This is a genomic window from Phocaeicola faecalis (genome assembly GCF_021730445.1).
Taxonomy (GTDB): Bacteria; Bacteroidota; Bacteroidia; order Bacteroidales; family Bacteroidaceae; genus Phocaeicola; species Phocaeicola faecalis.
In genome coordinates this window covers 185913-208174 of record NZ_JADNRM010000004.1, presented here as the reverse complement: position 1 = coordinate 208174, position 22262 = coordinate 185913, and the positions used below count along the sequence as shown (strand labels likewise).

The 22262-nt window shown below is 42.1% G+C and carries 24 protein-coding genes and 3 tRNA genes; 17 read left to right on the top strand and 10 right to left on the bottom strand.

All coding sequences use genetic code 11. The features are described 5' to 3' along the window. Positions 1-46: 46 nt before the first annotated feature. A tRNA-Thr gene (locus IR173_RS07285) sits at positions 47-120 on the bottom strand. 273 nt (positions 121-393) lie between these two features. Between IR173_RS07285 and IR173_RS07280 the strand changes: the two genes are divergently transcribed. Genes IR173_RS07280 through IR173_RS07255 form a run of 6 tightly spaced genes read left to right on the top strand, consistent with a single transcriptional unit; the run spans position 394 to position 4699 of the window. Continuing rightward, positions 394-927, top strand: coding sequence for a DUF4199 domain-containing protein (locus IR173_RS07280; RefSeq protein ID WP_237038995.1), 534 nt, complete (start codon positions 394-396; stop codon positions 925-927). A 3-nt stretch (positions 928-930) separates the two neighbouring features. After that, on the top strand, positions 931-1884 hold the full coding sequence (locus IR173_RS07275) for a glycosyltransferase family 2 protein (RefSeq protein WP_237038994.1): 954 nt from the start codon (positions 931-933) through the stop codon (positions 1882-1884). 2 nt (positions 1885-1886) lie between these two features. Further along, positions 1887-2435 carry a DUF6452 family protein gene (locus tag IR173_RS07270; protein ID WP_237038993.1) on the top strand — a complete coding sequence of 183 codons (549 nt, stop codon included), beginning with the start codon at positions 1887-1889 and terminating at the stop codon, positions 2433-2435. After that, positions 2389-3093, top strand: a complete 705-nt coding sequence (locus tag IR173_RS07265; protein WP_237038992.1) for a DUF6048 family protein — start codon at positions 2389-2391, stop codon at positions 3091-3093. The genes IR173_RS07270 and IR173_RS07265 overlap by 47 nt, the downstream gene beginning before the upstream one ends. 3 nt (positions 3094-3096) lie before the next feature. After that, a complete protein-coding gene (locus tag IR173_RS07260) occupies positions 3097-3669 on the top strand; it encodes a manganese efflux pump MntP (RefSeq protein ID WP_237038991.1) in 573 nt (190 codons plus the stop codon). Between the two features lie 10 nt (positions 3670-3679). Next, positions 3680-4699 (top strand): FAD:protein FMN transferase, encoded by a 1020-nt coding sequence (locus tag IR173_RS07255; RefSeq protein ID WP_237038990.1) that lies wholly within the window; start codon positions 3680-3682, stop codon positions 4697-4699. 106 nt (positions 4700-4805) lie between these two features. Here IR173_RS07255 and IR173_RS07250 read toward each other — a convergent pair whose 3' ends face one another. After that, on the bottom strand, positions 4806-5408 hold the full coding sequence (locus tag IR173_RS07250) for a MarC family protein (protein WP_237038989.1): 603 nt from the start codon (positions 5406-5408) through the stop codon (positions 4806-4808). A 185-nt stretch (positions 5409-5593) separates the two neighbouring features. Here IR173_RS07250 and IR173_RS07245 point away from each other — a divergent pair, with 185 nt between their 5' ends. From IR173_RS07245 to IR173_RS07220, 6 genes are all read left to right on the top strand, one after another. Continuing rightward, positions 5594-6262 carry a Crp/Fnr family transcriptional regulator gene (locus IR173_RS07245; protein ID WP_237038988.1) on the top strand — a complete coding sequence of 223 codons (669 nt, stop codon included), beginning with the start codon at positions 5594-5596 and terminating at the stop codon, positions 6260-6262. Between the two features lie 214 nt (positions 6263-6476). After that, on the top strand, positions 6477-8519 hold the full coding sequence (locus IR173_RS07240; RefSeq protein WP_237038987.1) for a M3 family metallopeptidase: 2043 nt from the start codon (positions 6477-6479) through the stop codon (positions 8517-8519). Between the two features lie 14 nt (positions 8520-8533). After that, positions 8534-8980: a DUF4847 family protein gene (locus tag IR173_RS07235; RefSeq protein WP_237038986.1), complete on the top strand. Its 447-nt coding sequence runs from the start codon at positions 8534-8536 to the stop codon at positions 8978-8980. A 5-nt stretch (positions 8981-8985) separates the two neighbouring features. After that, positions 8986-9420, top strand: a complete 435-nt coding sequence (locus tag IR173_RS07230; RefSeq protein ID WP_237038985.1) for a deoxycytidylate deaminase — start codon at positions 8986-8988, stop codon at positions 9418-9420. Between the two features lie 14 nt (positions 9421-9434). Then, positions 9435-11183 carry a S41 family peptidase gene (locus IR173_RS07225; protein ID WP_237038984.1) on the top strand — a complete coding sequence of 583 codons (1749 nt, stop codon included), beginning with the start codon at positions 9435-9437 and terminating at the stop codon, positions 11181-11183. Then, positions 11086-11646: a 5-formyltetrahydrofolate cyclo-ligase gene (locus IR173_RS07220; RefSeq protein WP_237038983.1), complete on the top strand. Its 561-nt coding sequence runs from the start codon at positions 11086-11088 to the stop codon at positions 11644-11646. Before IR173_RS07225 ends, IR173_RS07220 begins: the two co-directional genes overlap by 98 nt. Here the strand turns inward: IR173_RS07220 and IR173_RS07215 are convergent, their stop codons facing one another. Continuing rightward, complete coding sequence (locus IR173_RS07215) at positions 11647-11937, bottom strand: DUF721 domain-containing protein (protein WP_237038982.1); 291 nt, start codon at positions 11935-11937, stop codon at positions 11647-11649. Further along, positions 11934-13049: a DNA replication/repair protein RecF gene (recF, locus tag IR173_RS07210; RefSeq protein ID WP_237038981.1), complete on the bottom strand. Its 1116-nt coding sequence runs from the start codon at positions 13047-13049 to the stop codon at positions 11934-11936. Before recF ends, IR173_RS07215 begins: the two co-directional genes overlap by 4 nt. A 150-nt stretch (positions 13050-13199) precedes the next feature. Here recF and IR173_RS07205 point away from each other — a divergent pair, with 150 nt between their 5' ends. The 5 genes from IR173_RS07205 to IR173_RS07185 all read left to right on the top strand — a co-directional run bounded on the left by IR173_RS07205 (position 13200) and on the right by IR173_RS07185 (position 15617). Then, positions 13200-13877, top strand: coding sequence for a tetratricopeptide repeat protein (locus IR173_RS07205; protein WP_237038980.1), 678 nt, complete (start codon positions 13200-13202; stop codon positions 13875-13877). 119 nt (positions 13878-13996) lie between these two features. Next, on the top strand, positions 13997-14494 hold the full coding sequence (gene ribH, locus IR173_RS07200; RefSeq protein ID WP_237038979.1) for a 6,7-dimethyl-8-ribityllumazine synthase: 498 nt from the start codon (positions 13997-13999) through the stop codon (positions 14492-14494). A 110-nt stretch (positions 14495-14604) separates the two neighbouring features. Further along, positions 14605-14687 (top strand) — tRNA-Tyr (locus tag IR173_RS07195). Between the two features lie 9 nt (positions 14688-14696). Further along, a tRNA-Gly gene (locus IR173_RS07190) sits at positions 14697-14769 on the top strand. 143 nt (positions 14770-14912) lie between these two features. Beyond that, a complete protein-coding gene (locus IR173_RS07185; RefSeq protein WP_237038978.1) occupies positions 14913-15617 on the top strand; it encodes a pirin family protein in 705 nt (234 codons plus the stop codon). A 1-nt stretch (position 15618) separates the two neighbouring features. Here IR173_RS07185 and IR173_RS07180 read toward each other — a convergent pair whose 3' ends face one another. The 6 genes from IR173_RS07180 to IR173_RS07155 all read right to left on the bottom strand — a co-directional run bounded on the left by IR173_RS07180 (position 15619) and on the right by IR173_RS07155 (position 22254). Beyond that, positions 15619-17361: a hypothetical protein gene (locus tag IR173_RS07180; protein ID WP_237038977.1), complete on the bottom strand. Its 1743-nt coding sequence runs from the start codon at positions 17359-17361 to the stop codon at positions 15619-15621. Positions 17362-17380: 19 nt separating this feature from the next. Next, positions 17381-18580 (bottom strand): 6-bladed beta-propeller, encoded by a 1200-nt coding sequence (locus IR173_RS07175; protein WP_237038976.1) that lies wholly within the window; start codon positions 18578-18580, stop codon positions 17381-17383. 8 nt (positions 18581-18588) lie between these two features. Further along, positions 18589-19803 carry a 6-bladed beta-propeller gene (locus IR173_RS07170; protein ID WP_237038975.1) on the bottom strand — a complete coding sequence of 405 codons (1215 nt, stop codon included), beginning with the start codon at positions 19801-19803 and terminating at the stop codon, positions 18589-18591. A 320-nt stretch (positions 19804-20123) separates the two neighbouring features. Further along, positions 20124-20882, bottom strand: coding sequence for an exodeoxyribonuclease III (locus IR173_RS07165; RefSeq protein ID WP_237038974.1), 759 nt, complete (start codon positions 20880-20882; stop codon positions 20124-20126). A gap of 63 nt (positions 20883-20945) precedes the next feature. Then, positions 20946-21392 (bottom strand): S24/S26 family peptidase, encoded by a 447-nt coding sequence (locus tag IR173_RS07160; protein WP_237038973.1) that lies wholly within the window; start codon positions 21390-21392, stop codon positions 20946-20948. After that, on the bottom strand, positions 21370-22254 hold the full coding sequence (locus IR173_RS07155; protein ID WP_237039010.1) for a phosphoenolpyruvate carboxykinase (ATP): 885 nt from the start codon (positions 22252-22254) through the stop codon (positions 21370-21372). The genes IR173_RS07160 and IR173_RS07155 overlap by 23 nt, the downstream gene beginning before the upstream one ends. Positions 22255-22262 lie beyond the last annotated feature (8 nt).

Sequence of the window (22262 nt, the reverse complement as noted above, 5' to 3'; positions counted from 1 at the left end):
AATAGAAAAAGGAATGAAGACCTGCTCCATTCCTTTTGTCTTTCTGAGCCTCTTGTCGGATTCGAACCAACGACCCCGAGATTACAAATCACGTGCTCTGGCCAACTGAGCTAAAGAGGCGGGGGTGGGTAAGCTTACTATATCGCGCCGCTACAACCAACTACCTTTGCTGCGATCAAGCCCTGGAGGATTCATCAGGAGCTGGCCGTATAGGACTTACCCATTTTTGTTTTGCGAGTGCAAAGGTAGATATATTTTTTAAAACTACAATACTCTCATGCACTTTTTTTTGATTTTAGCAGAAAAAATACATTTTTCACCCCTAAATATAGCATGTATTCCTAATAAAAGCCGTACTTTTGTGCACTTATTAATTTTGTGCACTTATTAATAATGACTGAACGTAAACCGACTCTTCAAGAATGCGCAATGCGCTATGGCACGGGCATGGGACTGCTTTGGTCCTTTAAGTTCATGCTTTTTCCTTTAGGATTGAGAATACCTTTCCTATTACTCCTGTTTATTGTCCTTACATTAGGCGTCCCTCTTTTGGGGTATATTTTTGCAAAAAAATACAGAAACCGTTATTGCAACAATGCTATCAGCTTTGGGAAGGCATTGTTGTTTACGATATTCATGTATATGTTTGCGTCCCTATTTGTAGCAGTAGTCCATTACATCTATTTCCGTTTCATCGATGGCGGTTTTGTTTTTGAATTCTATCAGAATATGATTAACCAATTCAAGACAACGGCCCAGACAGAGCTATTGCCTTCTATTGACCAATTGCAGGAAGCCTTTGATATGGTGGCGGCACTGTCTCCATTGCAAATCACTTTCCAATTGATATCAAATAATATATTTTACGGCATGCTGATAGCAATCCCTACGGCATTGCTGATTATGCGTAAACCGAAAAAACTATAAAACATGGATATATCTGTAGTTATTCCGTTATATAATGAAGAGGAATCGTTGCCGGAACTCTTTGCGTGGATTCAACGCGTGATGGACGCCAACCATTTCAGCTATGAAGTAATATTTGTAAATGACGGCAGCACAGACCGTTCTTGGGAGGTGATAGAAAATCTCCGCGCCCAATCGGATAAAGTGAAAGGAATCAAATTCCGCCGTAATTACGGCAAATCTCCTGCACTCTATTGCGGCTTCGAGAAGGCACAGGGCAATGTGGTCATCACAATGGATGCCGATTTACAAGACAGCCCGGACGAAATTCCCGAACTCTACAGAATGATTACCAAGGAGGGATATGATTTGGTATCGGGCTACAAGCAAAAACGCTACGATCCCTTGTCAAAGACCATCCCCACCAAACTTTTCAACGCTACAGCACGTGCCGTATCCGGCATCAGCAACCTGCATGACTTCAACTGCGGGCTCAAAGCCTATCGCCGGGATGTAATCAAGAACATCGAAGTATACGGTGAAATGCACCGCTATATCCCCTATTTGGCAAAAAATGCCGGTTTCTCTAAAATCGGAGAAAAAGTAGTCCACCATCAGGCACGTAAATTCGGAAAAACCAAATTTGGCGGTCTGAACCGTTTCTTCAACGGATATCTTGATTTAATCACCTTGTGGTTCCTGTCCAAGTTCGGTGTCAAACCGATGCACATGTTCGGCTTTTTAGGCTCACTGATGTTTATCTTCGGGTTTATCTCTGTGGTTATCATCGGCGCACATAAACTATACAACCTCACAAACGGCCTGCCTTATACCCTGATAACGGATTCACCCTATTTTTATCTGGCTTTGACGTTAATGATACTGGGAACACAATTATTCCTTGCCGGATTCATCGGTGAACTGATAGCACGCAACGCTCCCGAACGCAACAACTATAAAATAGAAGAAGAGTTTTGAGAATGAAGAAGTTACCAATTATCATATTATTGCTCCTGACCGCATCAGGATACTTCTGGCAGGGGTGCAGTGAAAGCGATTGTCCCCTGAGTACAACATCCCTTGCGCATTTCGACTTGCTGAGCAGTGACAGCCATTCGCCTGTCAAACTGACTTCAGAAGTCACCATTACAGGTACGACCGTGGCCGACGTAACGGTAAAAGACACATTGCCGGACGGAACCATAACAGACAAAGTTGTGAAAGACTCTGTCCTGACAGATACCCTCTACAACAAAGAAAGTGACTTGAGCAGTTTCAGCCTCCCACTCAGTTATACATCAAAAACCACCTATACGATACATTATAATGAAAAGCTGAAAGATGTGATTGAAATAACACATCGCAGTATTCCTTTTATCAGCGATATAGAATGCGGCGCCATGATGTTCTATCAGGTGGAAAATATCAATTATACAACAAACTCACTGGATTCTGTAGTGATTGTAAACCCGGATATCAACAATGAAGAAAAGAAGAACTTTAATATATACTATACTATTAGGGAGTAGCTTGCTGGTATACCCCTTACGCTCGACAGCCCAAGAGAAGAAGATGGCGATAACAGAAGAAAAAGCCACCGTACCTCTGTATCAGGGTACATATGTCGGCTTGGACGTATTTGGTCTGGGGAGTAAAATATTCGGCAGTGACTTTACCAGTGCCGAGGTGAGTGTGGAAGTAAACTTAAAAAACCGCTTTATCCCTATCGTGGAAATCGGCTACGGCCATACAGACACGACCGATGACGAAACCAATATTCATTATAAGGCTTCAGCACCTTATTTTCGTATCGGTATGAATTACAACATTCTTTTTAAAAAGCCTCATCTTCCCGGCTACGCATACGGAGGCATACGCTATGGCTTCACCTCTTTCACATACGATGTGGATGGTCCGGCAATGGTCGACCCAACTTGGGGAAACATCACCGTCCCATTTACCTACAATGGGGTGAAAAGCAATGTCGGCTGGGTAGAACTGGTAGGAGGACTTACGACCAAAGTATATAAGAATTTCTATATGGGACTTTCTGTGCGCTACCGAGTACGCACCAGCATGAAGAAGACAGAAAACACAGAACCCTGGTACATCCCCGGATTCGGCAAAAATAAAGCCAACCATTTTGCTATCGGAACATACAGTTTAATCTATAAATTACCTTTTTAGTGAATGAACGCACTAGAGATTTGGCTTTTGGCAATCAGTCTTGCTATGGATTGTTTCACAGTGTCCATAACAAGCGGAATCATCATGCGTCGCATCTGCCGGCGCACTTTTTTTGTAATGGCATTCTTTTTCGGACTTTTTCAGGCCGTTATGCCTCTTATAGGATGGTTCTGCGCCAGCCGGTTCAGCCATTTAATAAAAGACTATGACCACTGGATAGCTTTCGGGCTTTTGGCTTTTCTAGGAGGACGAATGATAAAAGAAGGGTTCAGCAACGACGATAAATGTTGTTTTGACCCCACCCGTCTGAGAGTGGTACTGGCATTAGCCGTAGCTACCAGCATCGATGCACTGGCTGTCGGCATCTCTTTTGCTTTCGTAGGCATGAATTCGTTCATGTCTATTCTTTCTCCAATAGCAATTATCGGCTTTGCCTCCTTCGTCCTGTCTTTGACAGGCAATCTGATAGGTGTGTTCTGTGGAAAGCGGTTTAACCTTCGGATGGAGTTATGGGGAGGCTTAATCCTGATAGCCATCGGCATAAAAATCTTAATAGAACATCTTTATTTCAACTAACTATAATATTATGAATAAGAAGAAACTAATCTGGCAGTTACCTTTCCTTGTGGTGCTGATTGTGGGAACGGTTGTTATTCTGAAAAAGCAACCTCCTTTCCGCACAGACGAAGGATTTATTTTCGGCACAGTCTATAAAATCACCTACCAAAGTGACAAAGATTTAAAGAAAGAAATCGAAGCTGAATTGAAAAAAGTAGATAATTCCTTGTCTCCTTTCAACCCCAATTCGGTCATTAGCCACATCAACCATAATGAAGAGGTGGTTCTTGACACACTATTCACCCATGTATTTAATCTGGCTCATAAAGTATCCGAAGAAACCGATGGAGCATTTGACATAACAGTGGCTCCCTTGACTAATGCTTGGGGATTTGGATTTAAGAAGTCCATCTCTTTAGACTCACTGACCGTGGATAGCCTTAAGCAGCTTATCGGCTACCAAAAGATAGAGTTACAGAACAATGAAAAAATAATAAAGGCCGATGAGCGTATAATGCTGGACTGCAGTGCTATTGCCAAAGGTTTCGGAGTGGATGTAGTGGCACGGCTGTTCAACAGTAAAGGTATTAAAAACTATATGATTGACATTGGCGGAGAGGTTATTGTGAACGGAAAGAATCCTAAAATGAACGCATGGAGAATAGGAATCAACAAACCAATAGATGATTCCCTGTCTGTCAATCAGGAGCTGCAGACAATTCTTGAAATAAGCAACGTAGGAATGGCAACATCAGGTAATTACCGCAACTTCTATTATAAAGGTGGAAAGAAATACTCCCATACCATCGACCCCCGCACAGGTTATCCGGTACAACACAGTATTCTTTCTTCCACTGTTATCGCCCGTGATTGTGCCACAGCCGATGCCTATGCCACTGCATTTATGGTAATGGGACTCGATGACGCAAAAGCTTTCTGTGCAAAACATCCCGAATTAGAAGCATATTTCATCTGCTCAGGAGAAAAAGGCGAATATGAGATATTCTTCACCGAAGGAATGAAAAAATACATAGTCCACGCTAAATAACTGTTGCAAGAAACTGTGTCAAAATGAAAAACGCAACAATATGACAGTTGCTTTGGTGTTTTGACACAGCCCTCTTACAATAAATACAGTGATAAGACAATTAACTCTATTTCAAATTTTGGAACTGCTCTATCAGGAGAGTCAAATTAGCGGTAAAAAGTCGGGCAGAGATAGCCAAAAGAATAATACCGAAGAATTTACGAATCACATAGATACCGCCTTTTCCCAAGAAACGTTCTATACGGTCGGTCAGTTTTAAAACCACATACACCCATGCCATATTCAACACCAACGCTATCACAATGTTAACCGGAGCATATTCGGAACGCAGCGAAAGCAAAGTCGTAAAAGCACCGGCACCGGCCAACAAAGGAAATACCAACGGCACCAGCGTAGCCTCTTTGATAGGGCCCTGATTCTTGAATATTTCGATATCCAATATCATCTCCAATGACATCAGAAAGATAACAAAAGCACCGGCCACTGCAAACGAAGCGATATCTACTTGAAACAGCTTCAACATCATATCACCGGCATAAAAAAAACCAAGCAACAAAGCGAATGAAATAAATGTCGCCTTGTTTGCATTCACATTTCTTCCTTTCTGCTTTAAATTCAATATAATAGGTATAGAACCGATAATATCTATTACAGCAAAAAGAACGATAAATGCACTTAAGAATTCCTGAAAGTCAAAAGAACCAAACATACTTACCTCCTTTTTTGGCTGCAAATATATTTATTTTTTATGCACCATACAAGCTTTTGCTCTAAAACATTAGTAGACTGTAAGAAACAATAAAAAAGATAAAACAAGATGCAACTCTAAATAATAAATCTCGTTTTATCGTTACCTTTGTGTGTTAAACTATAACTTAACGAAGATTAGAACTTATGGAAATTACAATGTACGATACACTATTACAACTCCCTTTGTTCCAAGGATTATGTAAGAACGACTTTACGAGCATCTTAGGCAAAGTAAAATTGCATTTCCGAAAATACAATGCAGACGAGATTATTGTAGAACAAGGGACACCATGCACTGAACTTATCTTTCTGTTAAACGGTGAAATCTCCTCTCAGATGGTCGATGAGCAAAAATCCTACTCTTTACACGAAACATTTGGAAGTCCTTTTGTATTGGAGCCCTATTCTCTGTTCGGCATGCATCCCAACTATACCGCCACGTACAGAGCGCGTACAGACTTGAACTTAGTCAGCATCGACAAAGCATTTGTTCTGTCCGAATTGAACAACTATGATATTTTCCGCCTCAATTACTTAAACATATTGAGCAATCGTGCCCAAGTAGCTTATGACAAATTATGGAACAGCCACATAGGAAGTCCCAAAGAAAAGATTATCAACTTCATCTTATTACGTTCTATGAGACCGGACGGCGAAAAACGGTTGAAAATAAAAATGGAAGATTTGGCCGGTTTGATTGACGAAACCCGTATCAATGTCTCAAAAGAACTGAATGATATGCAGGAAAAAGGCTTGGTGGAGTTAAGTAGAAAAGAAATCTTCATCCCTGCTATGGAGAAACTCTCTGAGTAAAGGCTGAAAAACCTTATACAGACAATTCATATTTGATACCTGTCACATCTTTTTTTTGATAGGTATCATTTTTTTGCACCTATCCCAAAAGGATTTCAGCCAATAAGTTTGTTAGTATATGGCACTCATTTAATATACTTTGTTAAATATGTAGATAGAATGCGGTGAATGAGACTTTTTTTTAGCAATTTTGTAAGTCAAATATAATAACGTTATGACAGAAACAAGAAACCCATTTTTAGAGCCCTATAATACACCTCATCATACCACCCCGTTCCACTTAATTAAAGTAGAACATTATGAACCGGCTATCCGGGAGGGAATGAAAGAACAGAACGAAGAAATTGACGCTATCGTCAATAATGTGGAAAATCCCGATTTCCAAAATACGATTGTGGCATTGGAAAGGTCAGGAGCATTGCTCGAAAGAGTAACCACTATCTTCGGCAACCTGCTGAGCGCTGAAACCAACGACGAAATGCAGGAACTGGCAGAAAAAATGATGCCTTTACTGGCAGAGCATAATAACAGTATCAGTCTGAACGAAAAACTCTTTGCACGCATCAAAGCTGTTTACGACCGGAAAGACCAATTGGCTTTGAACGGAGAAGACACTATGCTGCTGCAAAAGACCTATGACGGCTTTGTAAGAAGCGGAGCCAACCTGCAAGGAGAAGCAAAGGAGAAATACCGTCGGCTCAATACCGAATTAAGCGTACTCGCATTGCGCTTTTCGCAGAATCTGTTGAAAGAAACAAACAATTATGAGCTTTCTCTGACGACAAACCAACTGGAAGGCTTACCCGAAAGCATGCTCGAATCATATGCCCAAACAGCTAAAGAAAAAGGAAAAGAAGGCAATATCATCACTCTGGATGCACCCAGTTTCGTTCCTTTTATGAAATACTGCAAAGACCGTACACTGCGACAACAGCTTTACATGGCCTATAACACACAATGTACTCACGACAACGAGTACAATAACATGGAAATAATCAAGCAACTGGTTAATATCCGTATGGAATTGGTACAACTCCTCGGCTATTCCAATTACGCAGATTATGTACTGAAGAAGCGCATGGCAGAAACGGAAGAATCCGTTTACCAATTGTTGAATCAACTGCTGGAAGCCTACTCTCCCACCGCACACCAGGAAGTGAAAGAAGTGGAAGAACTGGCACATCGTCTGGAAGGCAACGATTTCCAATTGATGCCCTGGGACTGGGCCTATTATTCGGAAAAACTGAAGAATGAGAAGTTTAAGCTGAATGAAGAAGAACTACGCCCTTATTTTGAACTCAGTCAAGTAAAACAAGGCGTATTCGGGTTAGCTACCCGCTTGTATGGTATCACATTCAAAGAAAACAAGGAAATTCCAGTCTACCACCCGGATGTAGATGCTTATGAAGTTTTTGATGAAGACGGCAGCTTTTTAGCCGTACTCTACACCGATTTTCATCCTCGTGCCGGAAAACGTTCGGGGGCATGGATGACCAGCTATAAAGAGCAATGGATAGAAAACGGAGTCGACAGCCGCCCGCATATTTCCGTTACGATGAACTTTTCCAAACCATCGGCAGAAAAACCTGCACTACTCACTTTCTCGGAAGTGAATACTTTCCTGCATGAATTTGGCCATGCCCTGCACGGTATATTTGCCAACAGCACTTATGCCACGTTGAGCGGTACAAGTGTTTATTGGGATTTTGTGGAACTTCCTTCACAAATTATGGAAAACTTTGCCATCGAGAAAGAATTTCTCAATACATTTGCCAAGCATTACCAGACCGGTGAACAAATTCCGGCAGAACTTATTCAGAAAATAGTGAACGCATCGAATTTCAATGTTGCATACGCCTGCCTCCGTCAATTAAGTTTTGGACTGCTGGATATGGCATGGTACACCCGCAAAGAACCTTTTGACGGAGATGTGCGTACATACGAAAAGGAAGCATGGCAAAAAGCACAAGTCCTGCCTTCGGTTGCCGAAGCGTGTATGTCTGTGCAGTTCTCACACATCATGGCAGGAGGATATTCGGCCGGATATTACAGTTACAAATGGGCAGAAGTGCTGGATGCAGACGCTTTCTCCCTGTTTAAAGAAAAAGGTATCTTCAATAGGGAAGTAGCCGATTCTTTCCGCCGCAACATATTGTCTAAAGGAGGAACCGAGCATCCCATGACACTCTATAAACGCTTTCGCGGAAAAGAGCCCGGCATTGAGGCACTGCTGAAACGAAACGGAATTATCAACTAAAAACGAGAAAAGAAATGAAACTGAAATCAATTCTTTACCTATTGATAGCACTCCCATTATTGTGGAGTTGCAATAACGAAGATAACATAGAAGATATTTTTGCAAGCGGCACATGGAATCTGGTCAATTTCTATGGTGGAGGGATTGACGATGCCGGCACCCCCGAATTCACGCCCAAAGATGACAATGCCACACTGGAAGTTATCCAGAAGTTTACCATTGTCTTCAATAATGACAATACATTCAAGGCTTTGGCACAAAATATCACATTTGAAGGCATTTGGGAAGCAAACGGAAAGGATCGTTCCGTGAGCATCCATATCGAAGACCGACGTAACTCCACTAGCTTGAGCAACAAGTTTATGGACGCATTGGTAAATGCCCGCTTTTATAAAGGAGACAGCAATTTTCTGAGACTGGCTCCCGAAGATAAGAAAAGCTTTATCCAACTCAGACATTAATAACCATGGAAACTAACGACGAAAAACAACTGAAACTCGACAAACGATACATCCGCATGGCCGGCATCTGGGCAGAAAACTCTTATTGCACACGTCGGCGGGTGGGTGCATTAATCGTAAAAGATAAAATGATTATTTCGGATGGATACAATGGTACTCCGTCAGGTTTTGAAAATGTGTGCGAAGATGATAATGGAGTCACCAAGCCTTATGTGCTGCATGCCGAAGCCAACGCCATTACCAAGATTGCACGCTCCAACAACAGCAGCAACGGAGCCACCATGTATGTCACCGCCTCCCCCTGCATTGAATGTGCCAAACTCATCATTCAGGCAGGTATCAAACGAGTGGTTTACTCCGAAAAATACCGATTGGAAGACGGATTGGAACTATTGAAGCGAGCCAACATCGAAGTAATTTATATCGACCTCAACGAATAATAGTAAATAAAAATATGAGCAAAAACCGTACATCCCGTTTTATACCGGTTATCATCGCCGTAAGCATCGTAGCCGGAATATTGATTGGAACTTTTTATGCTAACCATTTTTCAGGCAATCGGTTAGGTATCATCAACACTTCTTCCAATAAACTAAACGCCTTGTTGCGCATCATTGACGACCAATATGTGGACACTGTGAAGATGAATGAATTGGTAGAAGACGCAATGCCTCAGATTTTAGGGGAACTCGACCCCCACTCTTCTTACATACCTGCCAAAGATTTGGAGGCTGTAAATTCTGACTTGAAGGGAAGCTTTAGTGGCATCGGTATTCAATTTACCATCCAGCAAGACACAATTCATATCAACAACGTCATTCAAGGCGGTCCATCCGAAAAGGTCGGCTTGATGGCAGGCGACCGCATCATTTCTGTCAACGACACAGCCTTTGTAGGCAAGATTGTAACCAACTACGAATCGATGAAACGTCTAAAAGGGCCTAAAGGCAGCGAAGTAAAACTGGGTGTTTATCGCCCCGGAGAGAAAGAACCGCTATATTTTACCATTATTCGCGGTGATATCCCTGTCAAGAGTGTGGATGCCGCCTATATGCTGAACGAGAAATTCGGTTATATCAAAATCAATAAATTCGGAGAAACAACATATCCCGAACTGCTGATTGCATTAGCAAAACTAAATCAAGACAACTGCAAAGGTGTGATTATCGACCTACGCGGAAATACCGGAGGCTACATGGGAGCCGCTATTCAAATGGTAAATGAGTTCCTGCCCAAAAATAACCTGATTGTTTACACCCAAGGGCGCAAATCTCCTCGTGAAAACTATCACTCCAACGGAACGGGAAGCAGTCAAAAGATGCCACTGATTGTACTTACCGACGAAGGCTCTGCCTCTGCCAGTGAAATTTTTGCCGGTGCCATTCAGGACAATGACCGCGGAACCATCATCGGACGCCGTTCTTTTGGCAAAGGACTGGTACAGCAACCTATTGATTTCAGCGACGGTTCGGCTATCCGCCTCACTATCGCACGATATTATACACCTTCAGGCCGTTGCATCCAGAAACCTTACGTCAAAGGAAACGATATGAACTATGAGATGGATCTCGTAAAACGCTACGAACACGGTGAATTCTTCTCGCAAGACAGTATCAAGCAAGACCATAGCACCATTTACTACACCGCCAACGGCCGTCCGGTCTACGGTGGAGGAGGTATCATGCCCGATATTTTTGTGCCGCAAGACACAACAGGAGTTACTTCCTATTATACAGCAGCGGTAAGCAGAAGTCTCACCATTCAATTCTCTTTCCAATACACAGACACTCATCGTGCAGAATTGCAGAAATATGACACGGAAGCAAGTATGCTTCAATACTTGAAGCGCCAGAATATATTGGAACAATTCGCCCGTTTTGCTGAAAGTAAAGGATTGAAACGTCGTAATATCCTGATGTATAAGTCACAAAGATTATTCGAAAAGAACCTATACGGTAATATTATTTATAATATGCTGGGTATGGAAGCCTATATCCAATACCTGAACCAAACCGACAAGACAGTACTTAAAGCATTGGAAGTATTGGAAAAGGAAGAATCTTTTCCAAAGGCTCCCGAAGGAACCGTAGAAACAAAAGTCAGCGATGAAGGAAATAAAAAAGAAACTGCGCAAGCAGATAGCACAGGAAAAAAGCCGTCACACCCCCACAGAGTTGACAGCGAATTCCATTGCTTTGCTTAACAAGTTGGAACAACATCCACTTTTCATTGCAGCAAAAACAATATTGCTTTATTACTCATTGGGTGATGAAGTACAGACACACGATTTTGTAGAGAAATGGTACCGGCAGAAGGACATCCTGCTGCCGGTAGTCAAAGGAGATATCCTGGAGCTTCGCCGTTATACAGGTCCGCAAGACCTGCAAACCGGCGAAGCCTATCATATAGAAGAACCTGTAGGCGAAGCATTTACCGATTACACTCAAATTGATTTTGCCATCATTCCGGGTGTTTCTTTTGACAGACACGGAAACAGATTGGGCAGAGGGAAAGGATATTATGACCGATTACTTCCCCAACTCCATTCTTATAATGTGGGTATTTGTTTTGATTTTCAGGTAAGTGACGAGATACCGACAGAATCATTTGACAAGCCCATGCACGAGGTATGGACGGAAAAAGGAAAGATTTCCCTTCAACGATAATCACCGGAAAATAATATTCACAATGACCTGCGCACCTACTTGATTGTTCAAATTCTTCACCAACAGGTCTCTTCCCATCATCAACTCCTGACGGAGCACGGAAGAAGTGAGGTGTACATAAAGAATCTGATTCTTGATATAAAGGTTACTTGTATAACCGGCTATGGCAGGCCCAACTACATCTTTCCATGCCTGCACCAGCCTATATTCATTCAAAGGAGATTCCAATCCATTCAGACGGAAAAACTTACGAATCATATCCCCTATCTGTTCCGCATCATTCCGCTTCATTCCGTTTCTCCTTTCCGTTCAGCAACATTGCCATTTTCCACTCCAAACACTTTATATTTTCCTTCGATGTTCTTCAGTATCTTGTCCAAATGCTCCCGATTGGTATCTGTTATAAAAATCTGTCCGAAATTATCGCCCGCTACCAGTTTCACAATCTGCTCCACACGCGAAGCATCCAGTTTATCGAATATGTCATCCAATAATAATAAAGGAGTTGTATTGCTGCCCGTCCGTTTCAGAAAATCGAATTGTGCCAGCTTCAAAGCAATAAGATAAGTCTTGTTTTGCCCCTGAGAGCCTTCCCGTTTTATTGGGAAATCTCCTAACTGCATGATAAGGTCATCTTTATGAATCCCCTTCAGCGAATACCCCATAATACGGTCACGCTGTCGGCTGCCTTTGATAATTTCCTGCAAATTTCCCTGTATGGCATGAGATTCATACGATAAATTCACCTTCTCCTTATCCTGAGATATATAAGAATAAAACGACTGAAAAGTAGGAATGAATTCGGCTATAAATTCACTGCGTTTTTTATACACCACCTCTCCGGTAGCAGCCATCATCTCCTCCCATACAGCAATCAGTTCCTCATCAGGCTCTGCCTCAGCTTTCAACAATGCATTACGCTGAGTCAACGCTTTGTTATAGCGTATCAGAGCATCCAAATATTCTTTATCATATTGTGAAATCACCACATCCATAAACCGGCGTCGCTCCTCACTCCCTCCGGCTATCAGCTCGGCATCCGCCGGCGAAACCATTACCAAAGGAATAAAACCAATATGATCGGACAATCGGGTGTATTCTTTCTTGTTACGCTTGAACTGCTTTTTCTGCCGACGCTTCAGACCACAATAAATCTCTTCCGGGTCGCCTCCGTCCGTTGCATAAAACCCCTGAATCACAAAGAAATCCTGATTATGCATCACATTCTGCGAATCAATAGGGTTCGTGGCACTTTTACAGAAAGACAGATAATAAACCGCATCCAGCAAATTCGTCTTTCCCATCCCATTCTGACCTATAAAACAGTTCATCTTAGGTGAGAAATCCAGTTCCACCTGCTCCAGATTCTTATAATTCAATATCGAAATACGCTTCAGTATCATAGACTTTCTGTTTGATTTGAGCCACAAAATTAGGGATAAAAACGGTAAAACCTAAAAAAATATGCCTGTAAATTTCATTAATACATATAAATGAACTACTTTTGCTGTCCGAAAACTATAGCAGAAAAATAATAAAAAGTAAATATAAAAATGGCAGAAAAAAAACACACTCAAGATCCTTTGGATATGGAAGAGGCTTTAAGCACCTCCGAAGCATTCATTATCAAGTACAAAAGTAAAATTCTGGGAGCTATCGCAGCAGTTGTAATTATCATTGCGGGCTTCATGGGTTACAAGCATTTCATCTCTGAACCGAATGAAATCAAAGCTTCAGCGGCTTTATTCAAAGGAGAACAATATTTTGGAGCCGACAATTTTGAAACTGCACTGAACGGTGACAGTATCGGTTACAAAGGTTTTCTGAAAGTAGCTGACGAATTCAGCGGAACAGCAGCCGGTAATCTGGCAAATGCATACGCAGGTGTGTGCTATGCACAATTAGGCAAATATGAAGAAGCTGTGAAATACCTGAATAAGTTTAGCGCTGACGACCAACTGGTAAGTCCGGCATTGCTCGGAACAATGGGCAACTGCTATGCTCAGGCAGGACAATTGGACAAAGCTGCCGCCACTCTGATGAAGGCAGCCGACAAAGCAGACAGTCAGGCATTGAGCCCTATCTATTTGATTCAGGCAGGACAGATTTATGAAAAGTTGGGTAAGAACAGCGAAGCTGTGAATGCTTACACTTTGATTAAAAACAAGTACTTCAATTCTTATCAGTCAATGGATATTGATAAGTATATTGAACGTGCATCTATCAAATAAGAAAAAGGATACTTTTTAATCATATCATAGGCACGGATTACACGGACACACACGGTTTTTTTTTTAGAACAGACCGTGAAATCCGCGAAATCCGTGCCTTATTAATTCATATATAAACTATGGCAACAGCGTATCATAATTTATCAGACTACGATTTTAATTCTGTACCCAACGCAGAAAATATGCGTTTTGGTATCGTAGTATCCGAATGGAACAGCAATATTACCGGCCCTCTTTTAGAAGGTGCTGTCAATACTTTAAAGAAACACGGAGCGAAAGACGAAAACATTCTGGTGCAGACAGTCCCCGGAAGTTTCGAACTAACCTATGGCTCCGCACAAATGATTAAAAGCGGCAAAGTAGATGCAGTCATAGCAATAGGCTGCGTTGTGCGCGGAGATACTCCTCACTTCGACTATGTATGTGCCGGCACTACTCAAGGTATAGCTCACCTGAATGCAACAACTGACATACCCGTCATCTATGGACTAATTACAACCAATACCATGCAACAAGCAGAAGATCGTGCAGGTGGTAAATTGGGTAATAAAGGAGATGAAGGAGCCATTACAGCTATTAAAATGGTCGACTTTAAACGAAAATTGCAGGAATTTTGAAAAAAAGTTCTGCAATCATTTGCATATTCAAAAATAAGTCGTACCTTTGCATCGCAATTGAGAAACAAACCTCCTCAATGAGAGAATTAAGGAGTTCTTAATAAGCGAATGGGCAAATACCAGAGTGGCCAAATGGGGCAGACTGTAAATCTGCTGTCTTTCGACTTCGGTGGTTCGAATCCATCTTTGCCCACAAAAAATTGCGGAAGTAGCTCAGTTGATAGAGCATTAGCCTTCCAAGCTGAGGGTCGCGGGTTTGAGCCCCGTCTTCCGCTCTTAGAAAAGAGATGAGTTTTACTCATCTCTTTTTTTGTTATCCCCTCTCCCCTCCCTGACAGCCCGACCATCATGAAAACTTTTCAATGCCTGGTTTTGTTATATACATATCAATAACTTTATAAACAAAGAAAGGATAAGTATGAAAACGATTATTGATAGAGCTACCTCAAGAGGATATTTTAACCACGGCTGGTTAAAGACATACCATACATTTAGCTTTGCAAACTATTACAATCCAAGACGAATTCATTTTGGTGCCTTACGGGTATTAAACGACGACTGGATTTCTCCGGGAGAAGGTTTTGATATGCATCCCCACAAAAATATGGAAGTGGTCTCCATCCCGCTAAAAGGTTATCTGAAACATGGAGACAGTGTAGAGAATCAAAGTGTCATCACCCCCGGAGAAATCCAAGTGATGAGCACAGGAAAAGGTATCTATCATAGCGAATATAACGGCAGTAATGAGGAAGAACTTGAATTGCTGCAAATTTGGATAATCCCCAACAAAGAAGAAACAGAACCGGAATATCATAATTACAATATCCTCCCATTGATGAAACACAATGAATTGGCGACCTTCATCTCGCCTAACGGAAATACTCCGGCACATTTGCTGCAAGATGCCTGGTTTTCGATGGGGACACTGAGTGCCGGCCATAAAGTGGATTATCATTTGCACAAACCGCATACAGGCGTCTATTTCTTCATCATAGAAGGAAATGTAGATATAGCCGACGAAAACCTAACCCGACGTGACGGTATCGGTGTGTGGGATACTGAAAGCATTACCATTAAAGCCAATGAGGAATCACAAGTACTGGCTATGGAGGTGGCTTTATAAACTATTTATTTGTGGCACATTCATCCATCCGATTGATTTGCGCCACAAATTCTTCTTTGCTACCTTGTTCCAACCCCATCTTTCTGCATATACGATAGACCACACGGTCGACCGAACGAGATTGAACGCCCAACAAATCGGCAATATCATCAAATCCGAGTCCCAGTACGAACAGAAAACAGATATCCTTTTCATTGTTTGTGAGCGAAGGATAAAACGCTTCAAGACGCTCCGCCCACCGATTATGGGATACATTCAACCAATGTTCCAACTTGGCACGGTCTTCGGCAGGGTTATAACGGGGATTCTTTTTTGATACAATCTGCAAATAAGTCTGAGTGGCTTCCACTGTCTCAACAGGGAGCGAAATGTGTTTCGAACGAAACGTCACTTCCAGTTGGCGGATACGCAATTCCTTATTTCTTTTCTCAGCCTCAAGCACCTGCATCTGCTCCTGCAAATGCTTTGCTTCTCCCTGATTCTCTTCTATCCGTTCCTGAAGCGCATCAATCTGTTCCTGAAGACTAGAAGCATCCTTTTTATAATTACGCAGAATATCCAGTTTTTGATGGCGGAAAAACTTCCAGCTTCCCCACAGCAATAAGGCCAACGTACAAACAGAAGCTATCGTTATCAGTATCGTTATCGTCCAGCGGCTGCGATAATCATTACTCTGTCTCAGTACTGCCGAATAATCATATTTCTTTTCTATCTCCAATAATTCGGCACGGCTCCCCGACGTAAACAGCAACTCCAGTTCATTAATATAATGCTGCATATAGAGGGCTGCTTCACGCTCAAATCCCTTTGTTTGCATCTCTCTGTACATATCTTTATATACCGATGCTCTTAACTTAGGACGGGAAGATTTCAGAACTTCAGCACGCAGGCTGTCCACCGTTGCATCTTTACCCAACTTTTTATACACTTCAGCCAATTCGATATCGTATCCACGCCGCGCCTCAGCCGTAGAAGTACGTTCCTGCGCCTGCTTCAGCAAAGAGACAGCCTCATTCCAGTTCTTCTTATCCTTTTCTACCAGCGCCAAGCGATAGTATATCTTTTCCTGAGTGCTGAAATCCATCCGGTTTACTATATCAAAGAATTTATCCTGAACCAATTTCACCTCTTCATTATACCGGGGCGTACCTTGCCCCAAATAAAGCGGAATAAAAGCCGAGCTGCCCCCCATGGCTTTCCATGAGGGGACAGACAGGTTCAAATCCAATGCTTTTTTATAATAGCCAACAGATTGTTCGTAATGTGCATATCGCCCATTGATATGTCCCAATGCCGTATACACCAGAAAATGAATCCGTAAATCTTTTGCAGACTTCACCGCCTCTTCCGCCTGTTTATAAGCATATATGGCGGCATTATCCTTTCCCAGATTCTCCAGCACATATCCTTTATAAAGAAATGCGGATGCCTTCTCATCGGAAGTGCCATGAGACGAATAATATTCCACAGCGATGTCAATCAACGAATCAGAAGATATTTTCTGTCCGCACCTGTGCATGGCTTGTGTCATGAGCAAGGCATAAAGACTATATTCTTCTTTAGAAAGTTTTTCCGGCGAGGGAATTGTTTTCAATACCTGAAGAGCCGAATCGGGTGCATTCCACAAATAATACTTTCCCCATGACAGTTGAGGAGTATGTTTCTCCCTACTGCAAGCTCCATTGAAACACCCAATAATGACTACCCAGGCAGACAACAATATGAATGGACGTATTTTTATCATATTACAAAAATATCACTTTTTAGGCTTTCCGCAATTTATATACAATAAAAACAGGGTTACTATCGTCATTTACCTCTTTCAACTCAGGCGGAACAGTTATATTGCACTTCTCTTTATACAGATGCAACTCATAGGCAGTGAGCAGTTGCACCAGACAATCACCCTGCGTACGTCCCCATACCGGAAAATCCTGATAGCTCTTGGTTCCGAGCATTCCGTAAAGCAAATTAGCATCTCCCAATGCCCGGATATCTCCCGGCTGCACACACTTCTCTGCCAATACCTGCCCTGTCTTCTTATGGACAGAAGCCACATAATGTCCTGCATTATATTTGCAACGGAAATAATAATTGGAAGGAGTTTCAAACATATCAAATACAAAGATATCATGGTCCTCGCCAAACTTTTTCTTCAGCGAAGTAAAATCGGTAGCATCCAATGAACGTATCACCTCCTTATCCGAGTTACCTGTCCTTAACACGCACGCTGGAAGAATGTCATCCGCAGCCACTCTAAAGACGGTATCATTGCAGCCACTCTTAAACAAGACAGATTCTTCCACATCAGAATAAGCCATTGCCAATGCAATGGTGAACCCGGCTTTTTCACGGGGTACCAAAGGAGACGAGAAGTCATTCTTCATGACAATAGTATCTGCCTTTTCCGAAAAAACTCCCAATCCGTAACTACCACTTTCGAAAGGCATGTAAGGAAAGGCCACCGAAGCAAAACGATTCTTGCCCACCATACGCTGATAAGCAATCATGTAGTCATGATTCAAATTCTGAACAAACTCGCCATCCAAAGTGTAGACCATAATCTTATTGGAACAGAACAAATAAAGACGATTGTTTTTTTCGTCTGCCTGCATGCCTGCCAGGAAATCACTAAATTCGCCCGGCCCCTGTCCGAAGGGAATCAATGTCTTGATAAAATGCCCCTTCCGGTCAAACTGCACGATACGCTGTTCCTTAACAGGAGAAACATAGATATAATTACTTGTCACGGCATATTCGGACACTCCGTCTAGCAAAGAAGCCGGATCTGCCGTTGTTTCCAACGGAATGTATTCCACACTTTCTATCTCATCTTGCAAGGCAAGCATTGACGGATGATCCATACCGCTTCTCAAATCTACCGAAAGTAACTCTTGAGGAGTTTGTTCCGAACTGCAAGAAGCCATAAAAGGCAATAAACAAAGATACTTTAGTAATTTCATAGCACAAATTAATTTTTAAATGTATATACAATAACCATCGGATTATCATCAACACCCAACTGCAAGGCAGCGGGTTTATCTTTCAGATATCCTTTGTCTTTCAATTTCTCCAACGTCACAGCATTAATGACTTGCACACGGATTCTGTCTTTATAAATATAGCTCGGACAGAAAGGCACTCCCCCATCCAAATCATTTTCCATTCCCATCACATTGCCATCACTAAACCCGAAAGACATCTCCATAAAATCTTGCTTGACGGGCCGGGATAAGAATTCTCCGGTGTTCTTATCCAAACGCTGGAAAAAGCACTTCTCCGGCTTGGACAAGACAATAGTCCGGAAATAGAAATAACGTGAAGTTTCAAAAAAGGTGAACAACTCTATAGTAGATAATGTGTTTGTATTGTCTTTAGCCATTTCATTGATATTCGCAATCTTCTCATTATAGTCGGCACCATTCTTTTTATCATAAATGCAAGCGGGAAAAATACCTGTTTCCGTCACCCTAAACACAGTATCATTACAGAGCGTATAAGCCAAGGCAGAGTTTTGAAAAGGAACAAACTGTATATCCTGCATATAACAGGCATCTGCCGGAACACTGGCAGGGAAAGGCGCTTTGACTGCCATCATCTGATTATCCTTATCTTTAAGGGCAACCAGCCAAGGCGATTGCCAGATAGGAGTAATCGGGGCTCCCGCCAATGCAGACGAGCCGTTATTCAATACATAACGATTTCCTACAGCTTCTTCCGTTGTAGTATCAGTACGCAAAAACTCACCCTCATAAGAATAAACGAATGCCGGCATTCGCCTGCTGTTCAAGAAGACTTCTTTCTTATTCACATCCAACGAGATATTCTCTATCGTCCAAGGAGCATATTCGCCGGGGCCGTTCCCCATCCTGCCTATCTGACAGACAAACTTTCCCTGTCTGGTAAATTTAAAAATCTGGTCCGTCTTCCCATTTTGAATAAAGATGAAATCATCATCCATCACCAAATAGGTCACATTACTGATTAGACAAGAGTCTGTTGTTTCCAAAGGAATATATTCTATTCCCACTACATCCTCCTTCATAGAGAAAGGAGTGTCTTTTGTCATGGCTGAACGTACATCCGCCACCCAAACCTCATCTTTTTTAGAAGAGAACGATTGACATGCTCCCAACGTCAATAAAGCTAGAAGAGCCACCATCAATACCTTTACTTTGTTTTTCATAATCGTATTTTATTTAATTTCCGAAGCAAAGGTATAGAAGAAGAATACATTTCGAGCTATAAAATCAGGAGAGTTTTGCGACTAAATAAGTCTCTGATTTTCTACCAATTACGATTGTTATGAAAGATTTTGTGCGACAATTAAAAGCTCTTTTTTGAAGTGTTTTTCTGGACACGACGAGCTATGTATAAATAAGATTCACATTATAGCCCCCCATCTTAAGGCAAGTTCTAAATTTCATAGCCGTCAATGCAACCGGCACAGTATAGATAATACATCACCGTAGGGGCACAATGCATTGCTCCCTACGGCCAAGGCATTTACAGTTCGATTGTCAGTTCCACCGGACAGTGGTCCGAACCGAGTATATCCGTATGGATTGCCGCACCCTTCAATTTATCATTCAATGAAGAGGAAGTGACAAAATAATCAATACGCCAACCCGCATTCTTCTCTCTCGCCTTGAAACGATAAGACCACCATGAATAAATATCCTCCTGCTCCGGATAGAAATAACGGAACGTATCCGTAAATCCCGATTCCAGCAAAGTAGTAAATTTAGCACGCTCTTCATCTGTAAATCCGGCATTCTTACGATTGGTTTTCGGATTCTTCAGGTCAATCTCACGATGTGCCACATTGAGGTCACCACAAACGATGACAGGTTTCTTTTCCTCCAATTTCTTTAAATACGCACGGAAGTCATCTTCCCACTTCATGCGATACTCCAATCGGCGCAACCCATCCTGAGAATTAGGCGTATAAACCGTCACCAAAAAGAAGGAGTCCAGTTCAAGAGTAATCACACGTCCTTCGTGATCGTGCTCGTCAATGCCTATCCCATAAGTCACCGAAAGAGGATTTAGACGGGAAAAAACAGCAGTGCCCGAATACCCTTTCTTCTCTGCATAGTTCCAATAAGAGTGGTATCCTTCAAATTGAGCATCCAACTGTCCTTCCTGCATCTTTGTCTCCTGCAGACAGAAGAAATCAGCATCCAGCCGACGAAAGGCATCGGCAAAACCTTTATCGTAACAGGCACGCAGACCGTTTACATTCCATGATATGAGTTTCAACATAATTCTGTATTATTTGGGGCATTAAAACTTTTAGGAGCAAATATAAGTACAAAAGCATATTTATCAAAACAGAATACGATGAAAAATACATAAACCTACTTTCCTGAAAACTCCCAAGCTTCGCCATAAACGGCTCAAGATACGCCAACGCAAAGAAGAAACCGATATGACACGTCCTGAACCTCGATAAACCAGCCTCAATACCCCGATGATATCTGCAGCTGTACATTCCTCATAGAAAGTGCAAACACCATCTCCCTGCATAATAAACCGACCCTTTTCCATCCCGACAATCCGGTGAAGTAGACACCGTCCGCGATAACGAAACAAAACCACATCCATAGGTTTCAAAGATTCTGCCTTACATGGATAAACCGCCACTTCATCCTTCCCTTCGCGTAATAACGGAAACATAGAGCTGCCTTTCATCCGAAAACGTACACTCTTCCCATTATGAATATCATCCTCTACAAGAGAGAAAAAACAATCATTTGGCAACTGCTTCATCATTCTCTGCAAATAAAGTACGACAAGACAACTTCACAGCCTCTTCATCCGGCAAACAGGCCAAATGATAAAAAGGAACCTTGGAAACGATTTCCCCTAATGTGGTACTGATACCTTCATAAAGTCTCCTATCATAAGCAAACTCCGGAGGAGAAGAAGGATGAAGAGCTGCATAGGACTGCAATATCCCTAATCTGACCATTCGATTGGAAGTTTCCTGTGATAGTCTCACACAACCAGCCAATTCATATCGTTCTGCTTTATAACAAGGCGTTTTCCCACTCCATGGACTACCATAAACCCATATTCCGGTATGTTCAACATGCACCACCGGACTGTCGTCGTTCAGCAATACGGCTCCTGTCCGATACTCCTGCCACAAACGAGTATGAGTGCTCTTTCCTGTACCACTTTCCCCCAAAAAGAGCACAGCCTTTTGATGATATACGATACAACTGCTATGTATAGCTACCGTATCCGACATTGCCGTCTGTATCCCATAACCCATCCACAAGGCAAACCGCACTAAGCGAGCTGACCAGTTGCCGCACAAATAACAAACATTTACTTCATTATCAGTCCACAGAAAAAGACTTTTTTCCTTTACCGGAGATAATCTTAATAAATAACCGTCCGAGGTACATCCGAAGATTCCTTCCACTCCTTCATGAGCAAACACATATTGCCGTTCACAAAAATCGGGAATATTCCCTGACTTTCCTTCCATAACAAAGAATTCCGGTACATGACCATCCCCCTCGGCAACCTCAAAAGGAGCAAACCCCGTCATTCGCTCCAAGACAGAACACAGGCTACTGCCCGATACTTTAAAACAGTGACCGCCTACCTTATATATATGATGCATTTTTCTTT